Annotated in this window: 20 protein-coding genes; 1 reads left to right on the forward strand and 19 read right to left on the reverse strand. The window is 67.7% G+C overall.

Annotation, left to right across the window (positions count from 1 at the left end):
* The first annotated feature begins 21 nt into the window (after positions 1–21).
* On the forward strand, positions 22–963 hold the full coding sequence (locus tag QFZ42_RS07350; RefSeq protein WP_307700334.1) for a hypothetical protein: 942 nt from the start codon (positions 22–24) through the stop codon (positions 961–963).
* Here QFZ42_RS07350 and QFZ42_RS07355 read toward each other — a convergent pair.
* The 19 genes from QFZ42_RS07355 to QFZ42_RS07445 form a co-directional block, all read right to left on the reverse strand.
* Entirely contained in the window at positions 960–1505 is a 546-nt protein-coding gene (locus QFZ42_RS07355; protein WP_307700335.1) for a 2'-5' RNA ligase family protein, read from the reverse strand. The two genes, QFZ42_RS07350 and QFZ42_RS07355, sit on opposite strands and share 4 nt — an antisense overlap.
* 7 nt (positions 1506–1512) lie before the next feature.
* Positions 1513–1743 (reverse strand): hypothetical protein, encoded by a 231-nt coding sequence (locus QFZ42_RS07360; RefSeq protein ID WP_307700336.1) that lies wholly within the window; start codon positions 1741–1743, stop codon positions 1513–1515.
* Positions 1744–1824: 81 nt separating this feature from the next.
* Positions 1825–2418, reverse strand: a complete 594-nt coding sequence (locus tag QFZ42_RS07365; RefSeq protein WP_307700337.1) for a hypothetical protein — start codon at positions 2416–2418, stop codon at positions 1825–1827.
* A 35-nt stretch (positions 2419–2453) separates the two neighbouring features.
* Positions 2454–2738: a hypothetical protein gene (locus tag QFZ42_RS07370; protein ID WP_307700338.1), complete on the reverse strand. Its 285-nt coding sequence runs from the start codon at positions 2736–2738 to the stop codon at positions 2454–2456.
* A 9-nt stretch (positions 2739–2747) separates the two neighbouring features.
* The gene (locus QFZ42_RS07375) at positions 2748–4259 is read right to left on the reverse strand and encodes a mannose-1-phosphate guanylyltransferase/mannose-6-phosphate isomerase (RefSeq protein ID WP_307700339.1); all 1512 of its coding nucleotides are present in this window, start codon (positions 4257–4259) and stop codon (positions 2748–2750) included.
* Between the two features lie 34 nt (positions 4260–4293).
* Positions 4294–5019: a LuxR C-terminal-related transcriptional regulator gene (locus QFZ42_RS07380; RefSeq protein WP_307700340.1), complete on the reverse strand. Its 726-nt coding sequence runs from the start codon at positions 5017–5019 to the stop codon at positions 4294–4296.
* A 120-nt stretch (positions 5020–5139) separates the two neighbouring features.
* On the reverse strand, positions 5140–6387 hold the full coding sequence (locus QFZ42_RS07385) for a glycosyltransferase WbuB (protein WP_307700341.1): 1248 nt from the start codon (positions 6385–6387) through the stop codon (positions 5140–5142).
* A complete protein-coding gene (locus QFZ42_RS07390) occupies positions 6384–7649 on the reverse strand; it encodes a polysaccharide biosynthesis protein (RefSeq protein WP_307700342.1) in 1266 nt (421 codons plus the stop codon). Before QFZ42_RS07390 ends, QFZ42_RS07385 begins: the two co-directional genes overlap by 4 nt.
* A 28-nt stretch (positions 7650–7677) precedes the next feature.
* Positions 7678–8610, reverse strand: coding sequence for a hypothetical protein (locus QFZ42_RS07395; protein ID WP_307700343.1), 933 nt, complete (start codon positions 8608–8610; stop codon positions 7678–7680).
* A gap of 58 nt (positions 8611–8668) precedes the next feature.
* On the reverse strand, positions 8669–9610 hold the full coding sequence (locus QFZ42_RS07400; protein ID WP_307700344.1) for a hypothetical protein: 942 nt from the start codon (positions 9608–9610) through the stop codon (positions 8669–8671).
* Positions 9607–10704: a glycosyltransferase gene (locus QFZ42_RS07405; RefSeq protein WP_307700345.1), complete on the reverse strand. Its 1098-nt coding sequence runs from the start codon at positions 10702–10704 to the stop codon at positions 9607–9609. Before QFZ42_RS07405 ends, QFZ42_RS07400 begins: the two co-directional genes overlap by 4 nt.
* A gap of 9 nt (positions 10705–10713) precedes the next feature.
* A complete protein-coding gene (locus tag QFZ42_RS07410; RefSeq protein ID WP_307700346.1) occupies positions 10714–12042 on the reverse strand; it encodes a hypothetical protein in 1329 nt (442 codons plus the stop codon).
* 36 nt (positions 12043–12078) lie between these two features.
* Positions 12079–13056 carry a GDP-L-fucose synthase family protein gene (locus tag QFZ42_RS07415; protein ID WP_307700347.1) on the reverse strand — a complete coding sequence of 326 codons (978 nt, stop codon included), beginning with the start codon at positions 13054–13056 and terminating at the stop codon, positions 12079–12081.
* A gap of 64 nt (positions 13057–13120) precedes the next feature.
* Positions 13121–13783: a sugar transferase gene (locus tag QFZ42_RS07420; protein ID WP_307700348.1), complete on the reverse strand. Its 663-nt coding sequence runs from the start codon at positions 13781–13783 to the stop codon at positions 13121–13123.
* On the reverse strand, positions 13780–16095 hold the full coding sequence (locus tag QFZ42_RS07425; protein ID WP_307700349.1) for a polysaccharide biosynthesis tyrosine autokinase: 2316 nt from the start codon (positions 16093–16095) through the stop codon (positions 13780–13782). The genes QFZ42_RS07420 and QFZ42_RS07425 overlap by 4 nt, the downstream gene beginning before the upstream one ends.
* A gap of 53 nt (positions 16096–16148) precedes the next feature.
* On the reverse strand, positions 16149–17339 hold the full coding sequence (locus QFZ42_RS07430) for a polysaccharide biosynthesis/export family protein (protein ID WP_307700350.1): 1191 nt from the start codon (positions 17337–17339) through the stop codon (positions 16149–16151).
* Between the two features lie 46 nt (positions 17340–17385).
* Positions 17386–18306: a hypothetical protein gene (locus QFZ42_RS07435; RefSeq protein ID WP_307700351.1), complete on the reverse strand. Its 921-nt coding sequence runs from the start codon at positions 18304–18306 to the stop codon at positions 17386–17388.
* A 1-nt stretch (position 18307) separates the two neighbouring features.
* Positions 18308–19126, reverse strand: a complete 819-nt coding sequence (locus QFZ42_RS07440) for an alpha/beta fold hydrolase (RefSeq protein ID WP_307700352.1) — start codon at positions 19124–19126, stop codon at positions 18308–18310.
* Positions 19127–19199: 73 nt separating this feature from the next.
* Positions 19200–19916 carry a 4'-phosphopantetheinyl transferase family protein gene (locus QFZ42_RS07445; RefSeq protein WP_307700353.1) on the reverse strand — a complete coding sequence of 239 codons (717 nt, stop codon included), beginning with the start codon at positions 19914–19916 and terminating at the stop codon, positions 19200–19202.
* Positions 19917–19918 lie beyond the last annotated feature (2 nt).

A 19918-nucleotide genomic window follows, 5' to 3' on the forward strand; every position in this document is an offset into this window, starting at 1 on the left:
TTTCGCTAACCTGTTTCTCCCATGCCCGCACTCGCCCTTGACCCTGCCGTTGCCGCGCCGATCGGTCCGCCGCCGCCCGCGCCCGATGTGCCGATACCCATGCCGCCGCCACCGCCGCCCGGATTGCCGCCCGAAGGCGATCCGCCGCCTGTCGAGCCGCCGTTCACCGATCCCGGTTTCCCGCCGCCCGTGGTGGATCCTCCGCCGCCCTTGCAGAAAGCCGGTGAAGTGCCTTTCGGAAAACTGCACGCGCGGCGGCTGCGCGAAATCTACCGCTCGGCGGGCTGGCCCTGCTGCGATGCCATCGAGGTCGAGCTGCTTGCGGGCGGCTTCCTCGAACGCGTGCGCACTTCGCAGGGCCACGAGACCCTGCGCGTGACCGACGCCGGCATTGCGCGCATTGCCACCACGCTCACCCTCAACCGCGCGGCGCTCTCACCGCACGAGGCACTGGTCGAGCGCGTGGCGCGCGAGATGACGCGCGGCGGCCGCATCGCCTGGCGCGGCCTCGGCTTGCGCGCGCGCCTGCCGCCGCTCGAAGAGGGCGGCAAGCCGCGCTGGTGCATCGCGAAACCCGATGTGTTCTCGATTCGCAATACCAGCGTCGAGGCCTATGCGCATCCCATCGTGCACGAGGTGAAGGTGAGCCGCGCCGATCTGCTGGGCGACCTGCGCAAGCCCGACAAGCGCGCGGCCTACCTCGACCTGGGCGGCGAGTGCTGGTACGTGCTGGGCAACGACGCGCGTGGCCGCTCGATTGCGTCACCCGACGAAATTCCGCCCGAATGCGGCGTGCTCGTGCTCGAAGGCGAACGGCTCGTGGTGGCGCGCGCCGCCGTGCATCGCGCCTTCGACCGCATTCCGTTCGGGGTGTGGCTGGCGCTCGCAAAGGCCCAGCCCATTGCGGGCTTCGACGACGATGCGCAGGACATGCTCGGCGAGCTCGCCGAGGACGCGGCTTAGCGCTGCATGGGATAGCGCGCCAGCAGCTCGTGGTAAAAAAAGTTGCCGCGGTGCGAGCGGATCAGCCTGAACTCCCGCACCCTCCAGCGGATCGGCGGCAGGCACGGGGGCCGTGCGGCGCGCTCGGTTTGCCTGGCGATGGTGATATGCGGCGTCCATCCGGCGGTGGATGCCGCGGGTCTGGCGAGGCCGGTGTTGCGCACCGCTCGCACGATGTCGTCATGAAGCGCGCGCAGACCCTCATGCTCGGCCGGTTGCACCACCGAAATGTCGTTGCGCCAGGTGCATGAGCTGTCGAGTGTGAGTTCCAGCGGCCGCATCGGCACTTCGGCGAGTGCATGGCGCAACAGCTCTTCGATGGCATGGCCGCGATCTTCCACGCGATGCAACGTGAGATGCAGGCGATGTCCGGGCGGAAAGTAGTGGCCCCTGGGCCACCACCATTCGGCGCAATGCGCCTTGATGGCGGCTTGCACTGCTGCGTCGGGGAACAGCCCGATAACGAGCGCCCGTGCTGCCAACGCCTGTGTTCGCTCGTCCACTGCCTTCTCACTCCGCGGGCGGCCACCACTGTTCTGCCGTCGTGCGGATGATGCGCGCCGCCTGCATGCGGATGTCGTTGCCGTCGTGAGGCGCGCTGCCGTCGTCGCGGTCCCTGTCGGAGCGCACGCGAAAAGGCCAGGTCGAAATTCGGCCTGCATGCGATCGGGGTAGCGGGCGCCGCAGCGGCGAAAAAAACAGAATCCGCGCAGAGGGCGCTGGCGGGCTGGCGGTGGTCATGGTGTCGCCTCGAATGTTGCTCTGGGAGACGAGTCATTCTAGAGGAAACACTGTATGAACGTACAGCCTATTTGCGTCGCCTCAAATGCTGAGAAGGGGGTGAGCGGCCCTCGGCGTGTCGGGGCCGCTGCGCAGGTTGCGCTCGATGAACTCGCGGGCGATGGCGTCCAGGTTGGCCGGGGCAGGGGCGGCGAACGACATGCGGTATTTCAGCAACCGGCCATTGCGCCCCGTGAGGTAAGTGAACGAGTCGTAGGTCTTTTGGCTCGCGGCGTGCAGCACGCGAAAGCTCACGCGGCGAAAGGCCTGGCCTTCGATCAATTCGTCGCTGACCGGACCGACTTCCACGTTGGCATAGACGCCCCTTGCGCCTGCAAGCCGGACCTCGTCCACGGCGGCCCTGAAATGTTCGTCGAACTCCGGATCGCCGATGCCTGCGGCCCAATTGCTTCGCTTCATGCCGTACACGTAGACATCGACCCAGCCCACCTTGCTTTCATGGCGGTGGCTGATGCCCAAGCCCGGCTGGCGTGCCTCGTACGAGGTCGAACGCACGTAATGCCATTGCACCGCACCGACGGCCGGAGCCGAGGTGGCGGGAGGTGCCGCAGGCGGCGCGGCGCACCCCGAGAGCAGGGCGGCAGCCGTCAACAGGGCAGACCAGAGCTTCGTCATGGAGGTCTGCCTCGACAGGTGACGTGCCTCGGCCGTCAGTCCAGCCGGACTTCGAAATACGCTTCGTCGGCTTCGCCCAGTGCGCGGAAGCCGGCCGTCTTGGCGGCTTCGTAGGCCTTGGCCCAACTCGCGGCCAGCGCAATCTCGTCCTTGGTGAGTTCGTTCGCGCTCGACTCGCTGGCGTTTTCGAAGGCCTTCAGCGCTGGCTTCACGCCGTCGCCCAGCAACTTGTCGAGTTCGCGCCGGAAGCGCGACTCTGCCGCGGAAATGACTTCGGCCGGTGCATCGGGGAAGTCGATCAGGTTCACTGTGTAGCTCATGGGCGGATGCTACGTGATGCGTGTCGCCGCCTGCAGGGTCTCACCGGCAAGACCGCCATTGCCGCCGCCATCGAGGGGCAACGCAACCGCTGCTTCAGGCAGTGTCTTGATGGGCGCGCAGCGGCCGTAGGTGTCATCGAAGCGCACGATATCGTCCTCGCCCAGATAGCTGCCGGTTTGCACCTCGATCACTTCCAGCACCGTCTTGCCGGGGTTTTCCAGCCGGTGAATGGCGCCCGACGGAAGATAGATGGATTCGTTCTCCCGCACCAGGGTGACCTGCCCGTCGCAGGTGGCCTTGGCCGTGCCGCGTACCACGATCCAGTGCTCGGCGCGATGGTGGTGCATCTGCAGCGACAGCTTGCCCCCCGGAATGACGGTGAGGCGCTTCACCTGAAAACGTTCGCCGAAGTCGAGTTTGTCGTAGGCCCCCCAGGGCCGGACCACGCGCCGATGCTCCGTCGCTTCGGCGTGGCCCGCAAGCGCGAGCATGCGCACCACCTCTCCGACCTGCTCCGCGCAGTCCGCTTTTGCCACCAGCACGGCGTCGGGCGTGTCCACGATGATCAGGTCGTCGGTGCCCAGCGCCACGACCGGCCGGTACGGCGCATGGATGAAGGTATTGCGCGAACGCAGCGCGCTGGCCTTGCCGCTCAGGCGGTTGCCGGTTGCGTCCTCCGGATGCAGCTTGCCCACCGCGTTCCAGCTCCCGACATCGCTCCAGGCGCCGTCGAACTTCACGACGGCGATGTCCTGCTGCTTTTCGAGCACCGCGTAATCGATGCTGTCGCTGCGGCAGGCCTGGAAGGCTTCGCGTTCCAGACGGTCGAAGCTGCCGTCGCGGGAGACGGCGGTGGTCGCGCGCTGGCACGCCAGCAGGATGTCGGGCGCATGGGCCTGCAACGCCGAGATCAGCGTGCCGGCCTGCAGGAGAAAGATGCCCGCGTTCCAGCTGTAGCCGCCGTGCAGGATCAGCGACTCGGCCACGTCCGCCGTCGGCTTTTCCACGAAGCGCACGACGGCCCGGCTGCAGCCGTCGGCCGATACCGCGCCAGCCTCGATGTAGCCGTAGGCAGTGCTGGGGAAGGAGGGCGCCACGCCGAAGGTCACGATGTGCCCGGCCAGTGCGGCGTCGACGCCGCGGCGCACCGTCTCGGCGAAAAGAGGCGTGTCGGGAATGTGGTGGTCGGCCGGCGCGAACAGCAGCAGGTCGTTCCTGTCGGCCAGCAGCGCCGCGGCCGCCATGGCCGCCGCGGTGTTGCGCGCCACGGGCTCGAGAATCTGCCGCCCGGTCGCGCCGGCCTTCTCGACCGTCTCCCGCACCAGGAAGCGGTGGTCTTCGGATGCAATGCAGGTGATGTTGCTGTTCAGGCTGCACAGGCGCTCCAGCGTCATTTGCAGCAGGCTCTTGTCGCCGATCAGCGGCGCGAACTGCTTGGGCAGCGTCTTGCGCGAGAGCGGCCACAGGCGCGTGCCGCTGCCTCCGCAGAGCACGACGGGATGGATGGCGGGAGTGTTCATGGCAAACGTCCTTGTGAAAGGGATGACTGCCCGGTCAGAGCTGGCCGGTGTTGGTGGCGAAGCTCACCGCCTGTGCGCGCGAATGCACCTGAAGCTTCTTGTAGATGTTCTTGATGTGGGCATTGACCGTCTGTCCCGAGATCCCGAGCCTCATGCTAATCTCCTTTGACACGCAGCCGCGTGCCACGCAGCGAAGAACTTCCCGCTCGCGTGTCGTCAGCGTCACTTCACGCTGCGGCGTTTCTACCGGAGGCGGCTCGCCGCCCGGTTGCAGGTTCATTCGCGTCAGCAGCCGGCGCGCCAGCTTGGGCGTGATGGCCGCACCGCCGTTGACCACCTGCAGCACGGCTTGGGCGAAGCTCTGGAGCCAGGCGTGCTTGAGCAGGTAGCCCGTGGCGCCGAGCTCGAAGGCGTGCATCACGTGGGCGTCGTCTTCTATCGCGGAGATCACGATGATCTCGCAGTAGCGGTGCAGCTTGCGGGCTTCGCGAATGAGTTCGAACCCCGATCCGTCGCCGAGCCGCAGGTCGACCATCAGCACATCGAACTCGTGGGTCGTCAGCAGGCGGCGGCCGTCGCGGACGCTGCCGGCCTGCGCCTCGAGCTGAATACGCATGTCCGACAGCAGCTCCTGGGCGATCACCCGGCGCATGAATTCGTCGTCGTCCACGAGCAGCACGCGAACCGGCGCATCTTCCTGCCCGGTCAGGAAATGCGGCCACAGCGGTTCGGCCGGAGGACAGACGCCGGGATAACCCATGCGGCGCTCGGACGCCCGAGCGGAATCCGGGGGGTCGGAAGAGTGAGGCACGTTATCTGGCATGACGATTCCCTGGTCAGTTGGTTGATAAGGTCGGAGGAGGCGGGGCGGTGGGCGGCGTCAGTCGGCCACGCAGCGCAGCAACTCCCGTTCGAGGCGCAGCAGGATGGCGTTCCGATCCAGTTCGCTTTCGGCAAACGAGCGTGCGGCCGCACCCATCGCTTCGCGCTGCGGGCGCGACAGCGCGAGCTGCGCGATGGCGTCGGCCAACGCAGCGGCATCGCCGGGCGCAACCACCATGCCGCGGCCGGACACCACGTTGCTCAGTTCGGTGCCCGCATGGGCCGTCACGATCACGGCCTTGCCGCTCGCGAGCATGCCGGCCAGCTTCGACGGCATCACCAGGTCCGCAGCGTCGGCGCGCTGCGGCAGCACGTGGATGTCCGCCATTCCGAGCAGTTCGTTGAGCCGCTCGGCGGGCTGCAGGTCGAGAAAGTGAACCCGGGCCAGGTCGGCGCAGGCGGTCTTCAGCGGCTCGCGGCTCGGGCCGTTGCCGCACAAGACGAAATGGATGTGCGCCGCGGCGACCAGGCGGTGCGCCGCGTCGGCCAGCAGCTCGATGCCCTGCTTTGTACCCAGGCTCCCCGCATAGAGCACCACCACGGCGTCCGCCGGAATGCCGAGCTCGGCGCGATAGCCGCTGGTGGCTTCGCCCTCGGCCGATGCGGTGGCCGGTTGCGGGAAGATCGAACGCACGTCCACCCAGTTGGGCAGCAGCACCAGCCGGGTCCCGTCGATGCCCTTGTCCCTTGCCTTGTCGAGCATGGTGGCCGAAATGGTCGAGACCCGGTTGAACCGGCCGAGGAGCCAGCGCTCCATCGAGAGTGCGAAGCGCCGCACCCGGGCGCCGCGCACCAGCCCCATGCCGAAGGCGGCGTCCACCTCGTAGTCCTGGATGTGCAGCCACGACTTGATGCCGAGCATGCGGGAGAAGAAGAGCACGGCCGGCGCGCAGAAAAGAGGCGGCTCGACGACGAAGACCAGGTCCGGCTTCCAGCGGATCTGCGCAAAGAGCAGCGGCATGCTCGACACCATGAACGAGAAGAGGTGCGCGATGCGGGCCAGCGCCCGCGGCCGCGCGGGCACCCAGGTCGGTGCGCGCCAGACCGTGACGCCGTTCCAGTCCGTCTTGCGGTAGGCCCAGGCCGAATGGCCGTCGAACAGCGCCCAGTGCGGAAAGAAGGGCGGCGACGCAATCACGCGCACGTCGTGTCCCTTGGCGTGCAGCCACTGCGCCATCTCGCCCGAGTACTTGCCGATGCCGACGAGCTCGGGCGTGAAGTTCATCGAATAGAGCAGGATTTTCACGACGACCTTTCAAAAGAACCGCGAACCAGCCGCGCGATCGGATAGAAGCCGAACAGCGCGCGCATCCGCACCTCGTAGAGAAGAAAATCGGAGACGAAGGCAACGAAGAACACGTAGTGCGGCTTGCCGGGAAACAACGACACGACCACGCCGTAGGACAGGAGCCGCAACACCACTTCGAGCAGCGCCCAGCCGCCGAGCGTGCCCATGGGGCTCTTGAGCGCCAGCAGCATCTCGTGGTGGATCGTGTAGGTGCGCAGCAGAAAGTAGGGCGCAATGCAGATGAAGATCTCGAGCGCTTCGCGCCCGACCTTCAGCAGCGGCGCGGCCACCGTGATCAGCGCGGCCAGCGCGGCAAAGAGCACGCAGCCCAGCAGAAACGATTGCTTCGCCAGCTGCAGCGTCGACGCATCGAGCTTGCCGGCCTCGGCGTCCAGCATGGCGCGCGTCTTCGTATAGAGAAACGCCTGCACGAACTGCGATGGTGCTTCCGCCAGCAGAAACGCGACCTTGAAAGCGCCCACGTATCCGAGCGGCATGAAGAAGGCAACCACCAGCAGGTCGGACTTGCGAAGCAGGAACATCAGCAGCGAATAGACCGTAGCGCCGCCCTGCGACTGGAGACGCAGCGCGGGCGGGCCGCGCGGCGGACCGGCGGCCCAGCCGGTGCGCAGGCTCGCCGCGCCCACAAGCAGGAAGGCCACGAGGTTGATGAGCAGCAGCTGCCAAGCCCCCAGCTCGAACCCGAGCACGATGAGCGCCGCGATGCCCAGCACCAGAATGCTCGAGCGGATGCCCGTCTCCAGGTTGAGCAGCCCCGCGTAGCCCAGTCCCCGGCTGTAGGAAAGGCGCAGGCTGATGAACGAGAAGACCGCCAGCGTGCACACGATCAGCGCAAAAGGCAGGCCCTCCACCTGCAGGTGCTGAACCTTGAGGATCAATGCGACCAGCAGGGTGGCCAGCGGAATGCCGATGGCCAGCGTGCGCAGCACATCGCCCCGGCGCACGCCCGGCGGCACGCTGGCGGCTTCGCGCGAGAACAACAGCGGACTGCCCAGCGTTCCCACCACCAGCGCCGCCTCCAGCACCGACTGGTAGATCGAGTACTCGCCGAACTCGGCGGGCGAGACATACGCCGCCATCAGAAAGACGGCCAGGAAGCCCGACAGGTAGGCATAGAGCCGCGAGGCCAGCGCACCCAGGCCGCGCAGCTGCACGGCACGAAAGCCGGGCAGGGTGATGGAGCGGTCGAGGAGGTTCATGGCGTGCGCCTGCTGCGTGCCGGGCGCGTCATTTCGGCGCCGAGGCGCGCGCGAATGGCCCCACGCCGGCGGCACGCTGTGCGAGCAGGCCGCGGCCGAAGGCCCAGTTCTTGGCGCGGCGCGCCGCCCGCAGCGCGTACGTCAGCGCGGCCGCCGTGTGCACGCGGCCATGCAGCACGTGCGACATGGCCATCTTCGCGCTGCCCTGGAAGTGCAGAGCCATCACGCCCACCAGTTCGCCGGACGGCGTCACCACGCTGGGCTGGCCGTCGACGTACACGATGCGCTTGGCGCCGCCCCGCGCCTGGAATTCGTTCAGCAGCAGGTTGTGGCCGCCGTTGATGTTGTGGTCGATCATCCGTCCGCCGAAGACGCGGTTGATCGGGTCTGCATTGCCGCTCGCCTGGGCCCAGAGGTGGAGCAGGGTCATGTCGGACACGCCGCCGCGCACGCCGCGGGCTGCGAACCGCGCCGCGATGGCGCGCAGCTTTCTGCGGCCGGCGGGCGCGGCGTAGGTGTTGAGCACAAACGCGATGAAGCGCTGCAGGCCCATCGCGGTCCAGTAGCTCACGTGCGGCGATATCTGGCACGGGTCCCAGCCGTCGCGGGGGCGCACGTACGAGCCGGAGAAATCCGCCTTGCCGGCCACGCGCCGGATGTGCGCGCCGACGCCGCGAAACAGCAGCACGTCGCTGTCGATCAGCACGAACTCGCGGCACTCCGGATGCGCCTTGAGGTACTCGGCCAGCAGGAAATAGCGCCGGAAGCAGATCTTCTCGAACTCCGGCGAATTGCTCGATAGGTGCACATAGTGATTGCACAGGCGTTCGTAGTCGGGGCCGGCGTTGGTGCCCGCCAGCACGACGAGGTGTTCCTGCGCCAGGGCCGCGGACTCGCGGCACAGCAGCAGGGTCTTGTTCTGGCGGTCTTCCACCACGATGAATGCGAGAGCGTTGGTCATGGGTTGTGGACGAATGGCGTTGGTGGTGAGTCCGAAGGCAATCGGGAGTAACTGGCGCTCAGGGGCGCGGCGCGGTGGCGCTGCGCACCAGCGCGACGTGCGCGGGCAGAAAGCGGAAGTCCGAGTCCAGCGGCAGGTCGAGCGTGAACAGCCCGCCGCGCGCTTTCGCGCCGGCAATCCAATCGCGCACCTGGGTGGCCGTGAAGCGCGGTGCAGTGGTCTGGCCCCACGACGCGCCGAGCGGCGTGAGCACATGGAACGCCAGGCCCGATGCCGAGTCGGCGGAAGGTACCGAAGGCGCTGGAGGCTGCAGGAGCTCCCCCGCCATGAGGTTCTGGCACGGCGCGGCCCTGGCGTTGAAGCGCTGCGGCCCCTCGCCGGCGTTGAAGGCGAGCCACCGCTTCGGCGCACCGGTGCGCGCGGCGGCGCAGAGCCCGTTCCAGTCTTCGGCCGACATGCCCTGGGTGTTGTAGACGCCGTCGAACCACCAGCCCTTGGCGAGCGCGCCGTAGTGCTCCGACCATTCGCGGATCACCGCGGTCCAACCGGCGATGAAGCGCGCGGGCGGTGGCTTCTGCTCCGAAACATCGCCCAGGCAATCCATCAGGTAGGCGTCGCCCTGCGGCGCGCGGAAGGGCAGGTACAGCACCAGCGCGATGCCGCGGCGCTGCAGGGCGCGGCCGATCTCCATCGGCAGATCGCGCGGCGAGCGGTTCTCGATGCTGCCGGGGCACAACAACTCCAGCGCGGCATTGGGCGCGACGAACTGGCCGTTGTTCTGGCCGAGCGTCAGGATGAGGTAGGAGGCCCGCATGCGCGCGAGCGATGCCGCAAGCGCCTCGGCGTCGAAGCGCGCCACATCGGCGATGGATTGCTTGTCGGGCAGGTAGTGCACCATCACGCCGAAACCCATCGCCGGCGGTGCGGCCGATGCCGCGCAGGCCGCGCACAGCAGCCACACCGGGAGAAGCCGCCGAAGAGCGCCTGCAAACGGGGTCATTGCATGGCCCCCGCGAGCGAAACGGCGTCATGCTTGAGCGTGAGGTAGCGCCTCGCCACCGTCCCCGGCGCGCAGGCTTCGGCAAGCGGCCAGGCCGGCTGCTTGGACCGGTGCTCGGCCAGGTAGCGTGACAGCCCGCCGAGGTCGCAGGAGCCGTCGCCGATCAAGAAGGCGTAGTCGCCGAACAGCTCCCTGTGCACCGGAATGTCCGACAGCAGGAGCGGCACGCCCAGCGTGGCCGCCTCGGCGGCGGAGAGGTTGAAGCCCTCGAACGCCGACAGCGAAATGAAGGCGGCCGCGCCGCAGTACAGCTGCGTCAGCTCCTTGCGCGACACCATTCCCCTGTGGCGCACGCAGCCGCTGATGGCGGGGCCCATGCGGGCGGCCATTCTCTTCACTTCCGCCGCACCGTTGCCCGTGACGTCCAGCCAGTCGACCAGGCCCTCCCGCTTCATGCGCTCGAACAGCTTCAGCGTGCCGTCGAAGTTCTTGTGCGGATAGTAGTGGTACGAGGCGATCAGATAGCGCTCGCCGATGGTCGCCGCGCGCGCCGGCTTGATCGGGCCTGGCGGGCCGGGCGAGCGCGTTGCATCCACCGGATTGAAGATGACGGTGGGGTGTTCGCAGCGCCCGAAGTACCGTTCGAAATCTTGCTGGCTGCTTCTGCTGATGAACACCACGTCGGCCGCGCTGCGCGCCACGCGCCGCAGGCACCAGTCGAGCCACAGGCGCTTGGTGCGGCTGAAATACTGGGGGTAGGCCTTGTACTGCAGGTCGTGGACGACCACGATCGAATCGCGATGGCGGCCGAAAAGCGTGAACGGCAGGAAGTAGTTGGGGAACAGCGAGAACACCGTCTCGCCGGACACCAGCGCCCGCAGCCTGTGATAGTTGTAGAGCATGATTTCCAGCAGGAACCGGCTGAATTTCAGGCGCTGCGCGGCGGCGTAGATGCGCGGGTTCCGTTCGCTGATCGGCTGGATATGGTCGCCCTTGCACATGCGCATCCGGCGCAGCAGAAGATCGGAGACGTTCAGCACGCCGCCCGCGCCCCTGTTGAGGCTGATCGAGTCGTAGAACAGGTATTTGTACATGGTGAAACCTCAGGTCGTACCGTGCGCGTACGTCGCTGCATCGCGGCGCGGTTGGCGGAACCGTGAACTCAGCAGCCCGGCAAAAACCGCGGCAATCAGCCCCGAGGCCGCGAACGGACCCCAACCGAGAATCGGCCCCCGCATGAAGGGCACGTAGGCCGCCAGCAGCACCAGCGCGCAGAGGTAGGTGGCCGACAGCGCGGCATGCGGCTGGGCCACCCTGTCGAGCATGCGGAACAGCGCCGAGACCGCCAGGCCGAGCATCACCGGCCCTGCCAGGCCGAAGTCGAAGAACGCCGTGGCAAAGGGCGGCAGAGAGAGGTTGCTCTGCGAGAAGTTGCCGAGGACGGCCGGCCATCCGAGGGGATCGAAGTCCGGATACATCTTCAGGTCGCGCGGCAGCATGAAGGAGAAGGCCGACAACAGATAGCGGCCAAGGCCGAGCTCGGGTTCGGGGGCGCGCTCCAGCAGCCCGGCCACGATGTACATCGCGTCGAAGTCCTGGCTGTAAGGAAACGTGGTGAGCGTCTCGCCCCAGAAGCTCCCGCGCGAAATCAGGTTCAGCACCGGGCCAAGGCCGGCGATGGCGCCGAAGATCAGCATGGCCAGCAGCCAGCGGCGTTTCGCGCCGAGCACGTAGATGAAAAGCGGAAGGAGGCCGATCAGCAGGATCTGCCGCGGCGTGTTGACCGGATAGGCCGCGATGCCGGCCAGCACCAGCGCAAAGCCGGCGGCACACCATGACCAGACGGTCCGGCGGCGGTAGGCGTGGATGGCGAGCGCCACGAAGCACATCAGCACGATGAGCTTCGGCAGCGTCGAAAAGATGATGAAATCGACCGGAAAGTTCTGGCCCTCGTCGGGCAGGCCGCGCGCGATGAAGTTCAGCTCGGGGCGGATGAACAGCGATGCGAACGCAGCGACCGTGCCGCTCAGCAGCAGCAGCACGGGGTGCGCAACGCCGGCGATCTGCGTCTCGCGCACCCCGCCCCCGCGCGCGGAGGCCGGGGCCGCCGCCTCATGCATGCCGAACCGGGCGGCTTCCACGCCCGCCATGTACAGCAGCAGCAGCGTGATGGCGTGCGTGTGCGCCTCGGCGCCGATCACGCCCGTGTCCCAGAACGAAACGTCGGCCGCGATCTGCATGGCCGGCGCCACGGAGAAGTAGGTGAGGACCGCGGCGTAGTGAATCAGCAGGAACATGCTCGTTCCCGGGGTGCCGAGCATGGCAAGCTGTACCAGCGAGAGCACGCACACCGCCGCGTAGCCCCAGACCGGGTCCACCTGGGCGCATGCGAACGCAGCCGCAATGCCGAACCAGAAGCAGAGTGTTCTCATGAGAGGGCCTCGTGGGTCAAGGTGTGGGCGTTCGGCTCAGGCGTGGACGATCTCTTGCACCGGACGGATCGCCTCCTGGTAGGCCGCATAGGTGCGGTGCAGGCCTTCTTCGAGCGGCACCGTGGCGTGCCACCCGATGGCGGCGGCGCACGACACGTCGAGCAGCTTTCTGGGCGCGCCGTCCGGTTGCGAGGTGTCGAAGCGGATGCGGCCGCGGTAGCCGACGACGTCGCCGATCAACGCCGCGAGTTCGCCGATCGACAGGTCTTCACCCGTACCCAGGTTGATGTGCGCGCACATGGGGGTGGTGTGCTGCTCGTAGCTGTCGCGCGTCATGTCCATCACCGCGATGCAGCCGTCGGCCATGTCGTCGACATAGAGGAACTCGCGCCGCGCGCAGCCGGTGCCCCAGATCACCACCTCGGGCGCGTCTTCCGTCTTGGCCAGGTGAAAGCGCCTGATGAGGGCCGGCACCACGTGGCTGTTCTGCGCGTGGTAGTTGTCGCCCGGCCCGTACAGGTTGGTCGGCATGACGCTGCGGTAGTCGATGCCGTGCGAGGCGCCGTACTGCCGGTTGTAGCTCTCGCACAGCTTGATGCCCGCGATCTTCGCGATGGCATAGGGTTCGTTCGTCGGCTCGAGCTTGCCGCTGAGCAGCGCATCTTCGTGGATGGGCTGCTCGGCAAGCCGCGGGTAGATGCAGCTCGAGCCGAGGAACAGGAGACGCCTGACGTTCGCAAGGAACGCCTGGTGCGTGACATTGGCGGCGATCAGGAGGTTCTGGTAGATGAACTCCGCCGGGTAAGTCATGTTGGCGTGGATGCCGCCGACCCTGGCCGCCGCGAGATACACCTGGTCGATGGGCTCCGAGGCGAAAAATCGGCGGACCGCCTCCTGGTCGAGAAGGTCGAGCTCCTCGCGGCCGCGCGTGACGACCTCGTGCCCGAGGCCCCGCAGCCGCTTCATGAGCGACTGACCCACCATGCCGCGATGACCAGCAACGTATATACGCATATGTTCTTTCGGTTGAAGGTTGAGGATCGAGATGTCGGAACAGGGAGTGCGCGGGCTTCGGCGCCTAGCCGGAACCCTTGGCGCCCGCGACCACCAGGAAGGTCTTCAGCAAGATGGCGATGTCCTGGCGCAGCGACAGCGTGGCGACGTAGTCGGCATCCATGGCCGCCCGCCGCCGGTAGCTGACCTCGCTGCGGCCGCTCACCTGCCACAGGCCGGTGATGCCCGGCCGCACGGCGCAGTAGTGGTTCCAGTACGGGCCGTACAGGTCCTTCTGCGAGAACATGCAAGGGCGCGGGCCGACCATGCTCATGTCTCCCTTGAGCACGTTCCAGAACTGCGGCAGCTCGTCGAGGCTGTACTTGCGCAGGAACGCGCCGAAGGGCGTGATGCGCGGGTCATGATCGAGCTTCTGGTACATGGCCCACTGCCGCCGCGCCTCTTCGTTCTCGCGCAGGTGGCGTGCCAGCACCGCATCGGAGTCGGGCACCATCGAGCGGAACTTGTAGAAGCTGAAGACACGCCCGTCGCGGCCGTAGCGCGGCTGCTTGTAGATCGCCGGGCTGCCGGAGGTCAGCAGCACGCCGAGCCACACCAGCGCGTAGGCCCACCCCAGGAAGAGGAAGAAGCAGCTCGCCATCGCGATGTCCGCGCCCCGTTTGGTGGCCATCAGCAACCGCGAGTTGCCCGCCCACTCGACGGGCGCATTCGATGGGAGGGTGTTCACGCTGTCGCTCCCTCCGTCGCGGCCGAGGCTGCGACCGGCGTTGCGGGGCGGGGCAGTTCGGGCGGAGCGGTCGGATAGTCGTGCGCCCGCAGCTTGTAGGCGCCATAGCGGTAGGCAAGGCTGCCGTAGTAGCGCTGGCGCGTGTCCAGCGCGTTGAGCACCACGCCCTGGAAGCGCGCACCCGCGTGGCGCAGCTGCTTCATGCTTTCGGTCAGGTCGCCCACCTCGTTGTCGCCGGCGCGCGCAACCATCAGCAGGGTGCCCATGCAGGTCGCCATCTCGGCCGTCTCGGAGGCGAGCAGCGTGGGCGGCGTGTCGACGATCACCGCGTCGTAGCGCGCCGAGACCTTTTCGAGCACGCGGGCGAAGGCGTCGCTCGTGAGAAGGCCCGTCGGGTCCGCCGGCAAGGCGCCGGTCGTCATCACGTCGAGATACGGAAGCACGCCCTTGTGAATGGCACCGTCGAGTTCGATGTTGCCCTGGATCAGCTCCGAGAGCCCGCCATTGCGCCTCAGTCCGAAGCGGGGCGCCACGCTGCTGCGCCGCAGGTCGGCATCGATCAGCAGCACGCACCGGCCGCTCGAGGCGAGCACCGCCGCGAGGTTGGCCGACACGAAGGTCTTGCCGGCGCCGGGCGTGGCGCTGGAAATCATGATGCGGTTGTTCAGCGCGCGCGGCATCGCGAACTTCAGCGCGGTGCGCAGCCGCCGCAGTCCCTCAAGGGATGGGTCGTCCGGATGAACCGCCGCCAGCACGTGCACGCCCGGCTTCCCGTGCAGCACGGCGCGGTCGAGATGGCGCTGCTGCTCGCTCAGCGTGACCGTGCTGTACACGTCCAGGCCGGTGTGGGCTTCGATCTCGGCCGGGCTGGCAATGGTGTTGCGCCACGACCTGCGCAGGAAGGTCGAGGCCGCGCCGGCGAAGAGGCCTGCCAGCAGCGCGAGCGCCATGGTGATCGAGGCCTTGGGCCGGATCTGCTTTTCGGGCGTCAGCGCCTGGTCGAGCACGCGCACGTTGCCGATGCGCCCCTCCTTCGCGAGCCGCATCTGCAGCGAGCTGTTGAGCAGCGACACGTAGAGGTCGGTGTTGACCTTGATGTCCCGCTGCATGCGCAGCGAGTCCTGCTGCATCATCGGCATGCGGCGGATGCGCTGTTCCACGCCGCCGAGGGCCTTCTTCAGCGAAGCAATCTGCGCGTCGATGGTCATGACGCTCGGATCGCGGGCCGTGAAGCGCTCGGTGAGCTCGAGCCGCTTCTGGGTCGCGTCGAAGAGCTTCGTCTGCAGCTCGATGTTCTGCGACAGCGCGTTGCGTGCTTCGTCGTCGAGGCTGATCGTTCCGTTGCGGTTGCGGTACTGGTTGTAGACCTCTTCGGAGTCTTCCAGCTGCTGCTTGAACTTGGGCAGTTCGCTCCCCAGGAAGTTGAGCGCGCGCTGCGCCTGTGCCGTCTTCTGGTCGATGTTCACGCGGACATACAGCCGCGCGACTTCATTGAGCAGGTTTGCCAGCTGCGTGCGGTTGCCGGTCTGCCAGCTCACGTCCATGACCGAGGACTGCTTGCCCTTTTCGATCACGCGCAAGTCCTTCTGGAGCTCGAGCAGGGTGAGCTGCTTCGACTGGCGCACCAGCGAGAACGCAGCGCCCGGCAGCCCCGAGACGGAGCTCACCAGCAGGTGGATCGGCCCGATCGGAGTTTCGGCGTCGAGCGGCGTACCGATCCTGCCTTCGATCGGCGCATCCAGCTTGGGATGGGTCAGCGTGTAGGCGCCGTTCTCGCCCGCGGTCAGCAGGAAGCGCGTGCCTTCCAGGTCCGCCGGCACGTCCATTTGCGCGACCACGATCCGCTCGTTGCCGCTCACGTAACCCGAAAGGCCCGCAAAGCCGGGCTCGGAGAGCGTCTTTGCGCGGCGCGCCAGCCAGGGGCCGACGATCGGCACATAGAGCGGCTCGGCCTCGATGTAGAGCTTGGTGTCTTCGATGGCCTGCCCGAGCACGAGGCGCGATTTCAGAATCTCGGCCTCGCCCGCCGTCGGCGTCTTGGCGTTCAATGCGCTGCTCGCAGAGTCGCCGACCAGCGTGCCGCCCGAGCGCTCGGGGTCTTCGACCTGGATCAGCACGTTGGCCTCGTACACGCGCGGGCCGAACATGGCATACGCTGCGCCGATCAGCAGTGCCACGGCGGTGAATTTCGCAATCTTCCATCGGCTGTCGAGCAGCAGGTCGATATGCTCCCGGAGTCTCGAAGGAGGCTGGTCGGAAGCCGGTGCCGCATCCGAAGGGGCGGGAATCAGAGGTTGCCAGTGCGCATTCATGAGATCACCTTTTGTGTTGCCTGGACGGGGAATGGCGAATGAAGGGGCCGCGCTCAGCGCCGGCTGGCGGTGCCGCCGAGGTTCACGACCTGCGCGGCGGGGAGGATCAGGCTGATGACGCGGTTCCATCGCACCAGCGGCACCGGGTCGATGTAGACGACGTCGCGCGGCTGCAGCGGGAAGCGGTCGGCCAGGGCCAGCGCCACCGGGTTCTTCGCGTCCAGATGGAACACCTCGGGCACGCTGCCCTGGGAGTTGCGCACCACGTAGATCTGGCCCGGCGAAGAGGTCAGCAGATCGGGCCCGCCCGCATCGCCCAGCGCCTCGTTGAGGCTCAGCCGGCCATTGCGCATCAGCAGGGCCGACGGGTTGCGGATCTCACCCATCACGTAGACGCGGCTGTCTTCGCGGGTGCCCACGTTCACGATGTCGCCGTTCTGCAGCGGGATGCGGCTCGCATCCTGGCCGAAGCGCTGAAGCAGCGGCAGGTCGATCACCATCGTGCGCTCGCCGCGCGTCAGGCTCACGCGCGAGCGGTCGCCTCCGGGGTTGATGCTGCCGGCGCGGTTGAGCGCCTCGGCGAGCGTCATCGGCACGTCGGTGAAGATCTGCAGGCCCGGCGTGCGGACCTCGCCCTCCACGTACACGCGGCGGCTGCGGAACGACTGGATCCTCACGCTCACCAGCGGATCCTTGACGAAGGGCGAAATCCGCCGCGTGATCAGCTCGGAGGCGGCGCTTTCCGTCAGGCCGTCGATCTTCGTGCGGCCGATGTAGGGAAAGCTGATCTCGCCCTCTCCATCGACGATGAAGCCGGGCGCCACGCTCACGCCCGTCGGATCCGACTGCTGCGAGATCACGGCGCCTGCGTTGGGCAACAGCTCCGGATGCCGGTACACCACGATGCCGATCACGTCGCCCGGAGCGATCGTGTAGGCCGGTGCCTTGCCGAAAAGCTGCCGCACATCGGCGGGCACGCCCTGCGGCTCCTGCGCGGCGCGCGTGCGGATCAGCTCGGGCGTGATGGCGACGATCTTCGGTTCGCCTTCCGCGTGGGAGTTGCTCCAGCTCCGGGTGTCCGGCGTCGAGAAGCCGGGAATCCCGCAGCCGCCCAGGCACAGCGGCAGCAGAAGCACGGCCACCGATCCGATCCGGCATCGGATGCGGGCTCGGGCCGAGGCTTGGGTGGGAGCGGGTGCAACGGGTGCGCCGCGCGAGGAACTGGCTGAGTCGAGGTGTGCCATGGTGTGTCCTTTGCTCCTGGGGGATCCTTGGATTTCTGGAAATGGTTCACTGCGGGACGTAGCTGCCGCGAAGGGGGCGCTCGGCGACGGTGGCCGCAGGGCTGACGCTGCTGCGGCGCTCCATGCCGGCGCCCCAGGCGCATGCGGCCACCCAATCGCCGACCGATTGCAGAAACAGCTGCTGCCCCTTGACCGTGCAGAACGTGTGGTCGAGCTCGCGCATGAACTCGTATTGCAGGGCTTGCGCGAACGGTTCGCGCCGGAAGGCGCCGAGCTGGTCGTGGCCGCGGTCCGAGACATGCAGCGAACCCGAATACAGCAGCTGCACCGCCACTTTCCGCTCGACCAGGCGCTTCATGGTGGCGGCGAACCACACGGCGTTGACCTCGGGCGGCTTTCTTTCCGTGAAGAAGCCGGGCAGCGGTTTCGTCGAATGGCTTTGCAGCAAATGCCGCTGAAGCCAGCGCTTGGCCTTGCCCGCGAAGGCGGGGTGCGCGGGCGCCGCAATGGCACGCCGCACCGTCCGCTCCCAGCGCGAGCGCCGTTCCGGAAACGCGAAGCCGTCGAACAGCGAAAGCGCCACTACGCGCGTGTCTGCCTCGGCCACCGACATGGCGTGCTCCACGCCCGAGCACATGGCCACGATCACGAACTGCCGGATGCCCAGCGTGCTTTCGAGCAGGTCCATGCCGGCCTGCAGGTCATGCACCGCGCGGGTCTGCAGGTCGTGCGCGAAGTCGGACGTTTCGCTGTCTCCGACACCGCCCAGATCGAAGCGCAAACTGCTCACGCCGCGCCCGGCCAGCACGTGCGCGAGCTTGACGTTGATGCGCCGCGGCCCGATCCGATGGTTGGCGCCCATGTTGAACATCAGGCAGGCGACGGTGGCCGGCACCTGGTGCGCGGGGCGGGTGACCATGCCGACCAGCGAGTCTCTGGTGCCGAACCGGACCGGGCGTTGTGTCATGTCATTCATGGAGGGCACCCTGCAAGCGGTTGAGCGCATCGGCCGGAACCATGGCGCTGTTGGGATAGGGGTCGGACGTCCAGTCGAGCCGGTGCTGAAAATAGGCAAGCCGCACAGGCATGTAGCGCGACTGCTGCTCGGCCGCCCATTGCGCGGTCTGCTCGTCGTCGGGCGCTGTCAGCACCAGGGTGTCGTGCAAGGCCGTGAGCGGGAGCGATTCGGGGATGAGCGCGGCGAGCTGCATGCGCAACTCGGACGAGAGCGACGTGCCAAGGGCCTCTTCGGGCATGGCGTCGGGCTCGCGCGAGAGGCCGCGGCGCCAGGCCAGGTCGGGTATGCAGAAGGTCGTGTCGATGGCGGCGACATGCTGCTCGCGCAACTCGCGTGCGTAGCGCCGGCCATCGATGACCGGCTCCCACAGCACCAGCCGCGCCGGATCGCAGCGCCCGTTGCGCGCCGCCAGCACGGCCAGGGTGGCGCCGAGCCGCGCACCGACCCAGACGATGCGGCTGGCCGGCGCGCGCCGGCGCAGTTCTTCATGCGCCGAGCAGAGGTCGCGCCGCCAGCCGTCGAGCTCGCCGTCGTCCTCGTCGCCCGGCGAGTCGCCCGTGCCGTAGAAGTCGAAACGCAGGGTCGCGATGCCCGCGCGCGCCAGGCGCTCGGCGAGCACCTTGAAGAAGCGGTGGGTGCGCATGCCTTCCTGCCCGAAAGGCGGGCAGATGAGCACCGCGGTGTTTCCGGGCTTCGCTTCCTCGGCGGCATGGAACAGGCCGAAGATCTGCCGCGACGCGGGGCCGAACAGGAACGGAAAGGCGGTCATTGGTGCACTCCTGGCGCTGCGCGCCTCCCCGCCAAGCGGGGGCGACCTTGCTTGGGGCGGCCCGGCGCGGCGGTCATGCAAAAGTCTCCATTGCGCCGCGCGGCACGCTCGCGCGGGTGTGGGTCTGCCGCCATTCCGCGACCGAACCCACGCTGTCCATGCGAGAGGGCGCGGGCTGCAGTACCAGCCACAGGATGCGGCCCGCCACAGGCACCTCGACGCTGCGGCAGTCCGCCGCCAGGCCCACCTCGAATCGCTCGGTAGGCACGATCAGCCCGAGGCCGATGGCCTTGAGGCAGGCTTCCTTGCGGGTCCAGCAGGTCATGAAGGCACGCTCGCGCTCGTCGGCGGGAAGGGCGGCGAGCGCTTCGTTCTCGAGCCGCGTGAAATGCGTTGCGGCGAGCGCCATCGCATCCGGCACCGGGCGCAGCTGTTCGACGTCCACGCCGAGCGGGCCGCGCCCGCCGATGGCGATCAGGCCAAGCCCCTGGCAGTGGCTCAGCGAAAAATGAACGCGCGGCCAGCGGGACAGCGAAGGCTTGCCGAACGCGCTGTGGGTAAAGCGCAGCGCGTCGGCGCGCTCGCCGGTCTGCTCGGCCAGTGCGTATCGCAGCGCGGCGTGCGCCGCCACGAAGCGTTGCCGGTCGGCAGGGAACCGGAACTGTCCGGCGCGCGCACGCTCCTCCTTGGAGAGGATCAGCGCGGCGCCGGGACCGGCGCAGTCATCCAGCTCGAGGTACCGGCAGACCGGTGCCTCGACGGAAGAAAGGGCGAAAGCCGCGTGTCCCATGA

The organism is Variovorax paradoxus (assembly GCF_030815855.1).
Classification (GTDB): domain Bacteria; phylum Pseudomonadota; class Gammaproteobacteria; order Burkholderiales; family Burkholderiaceae_C; genus Variovorax; species Variovorax paradoxus_M.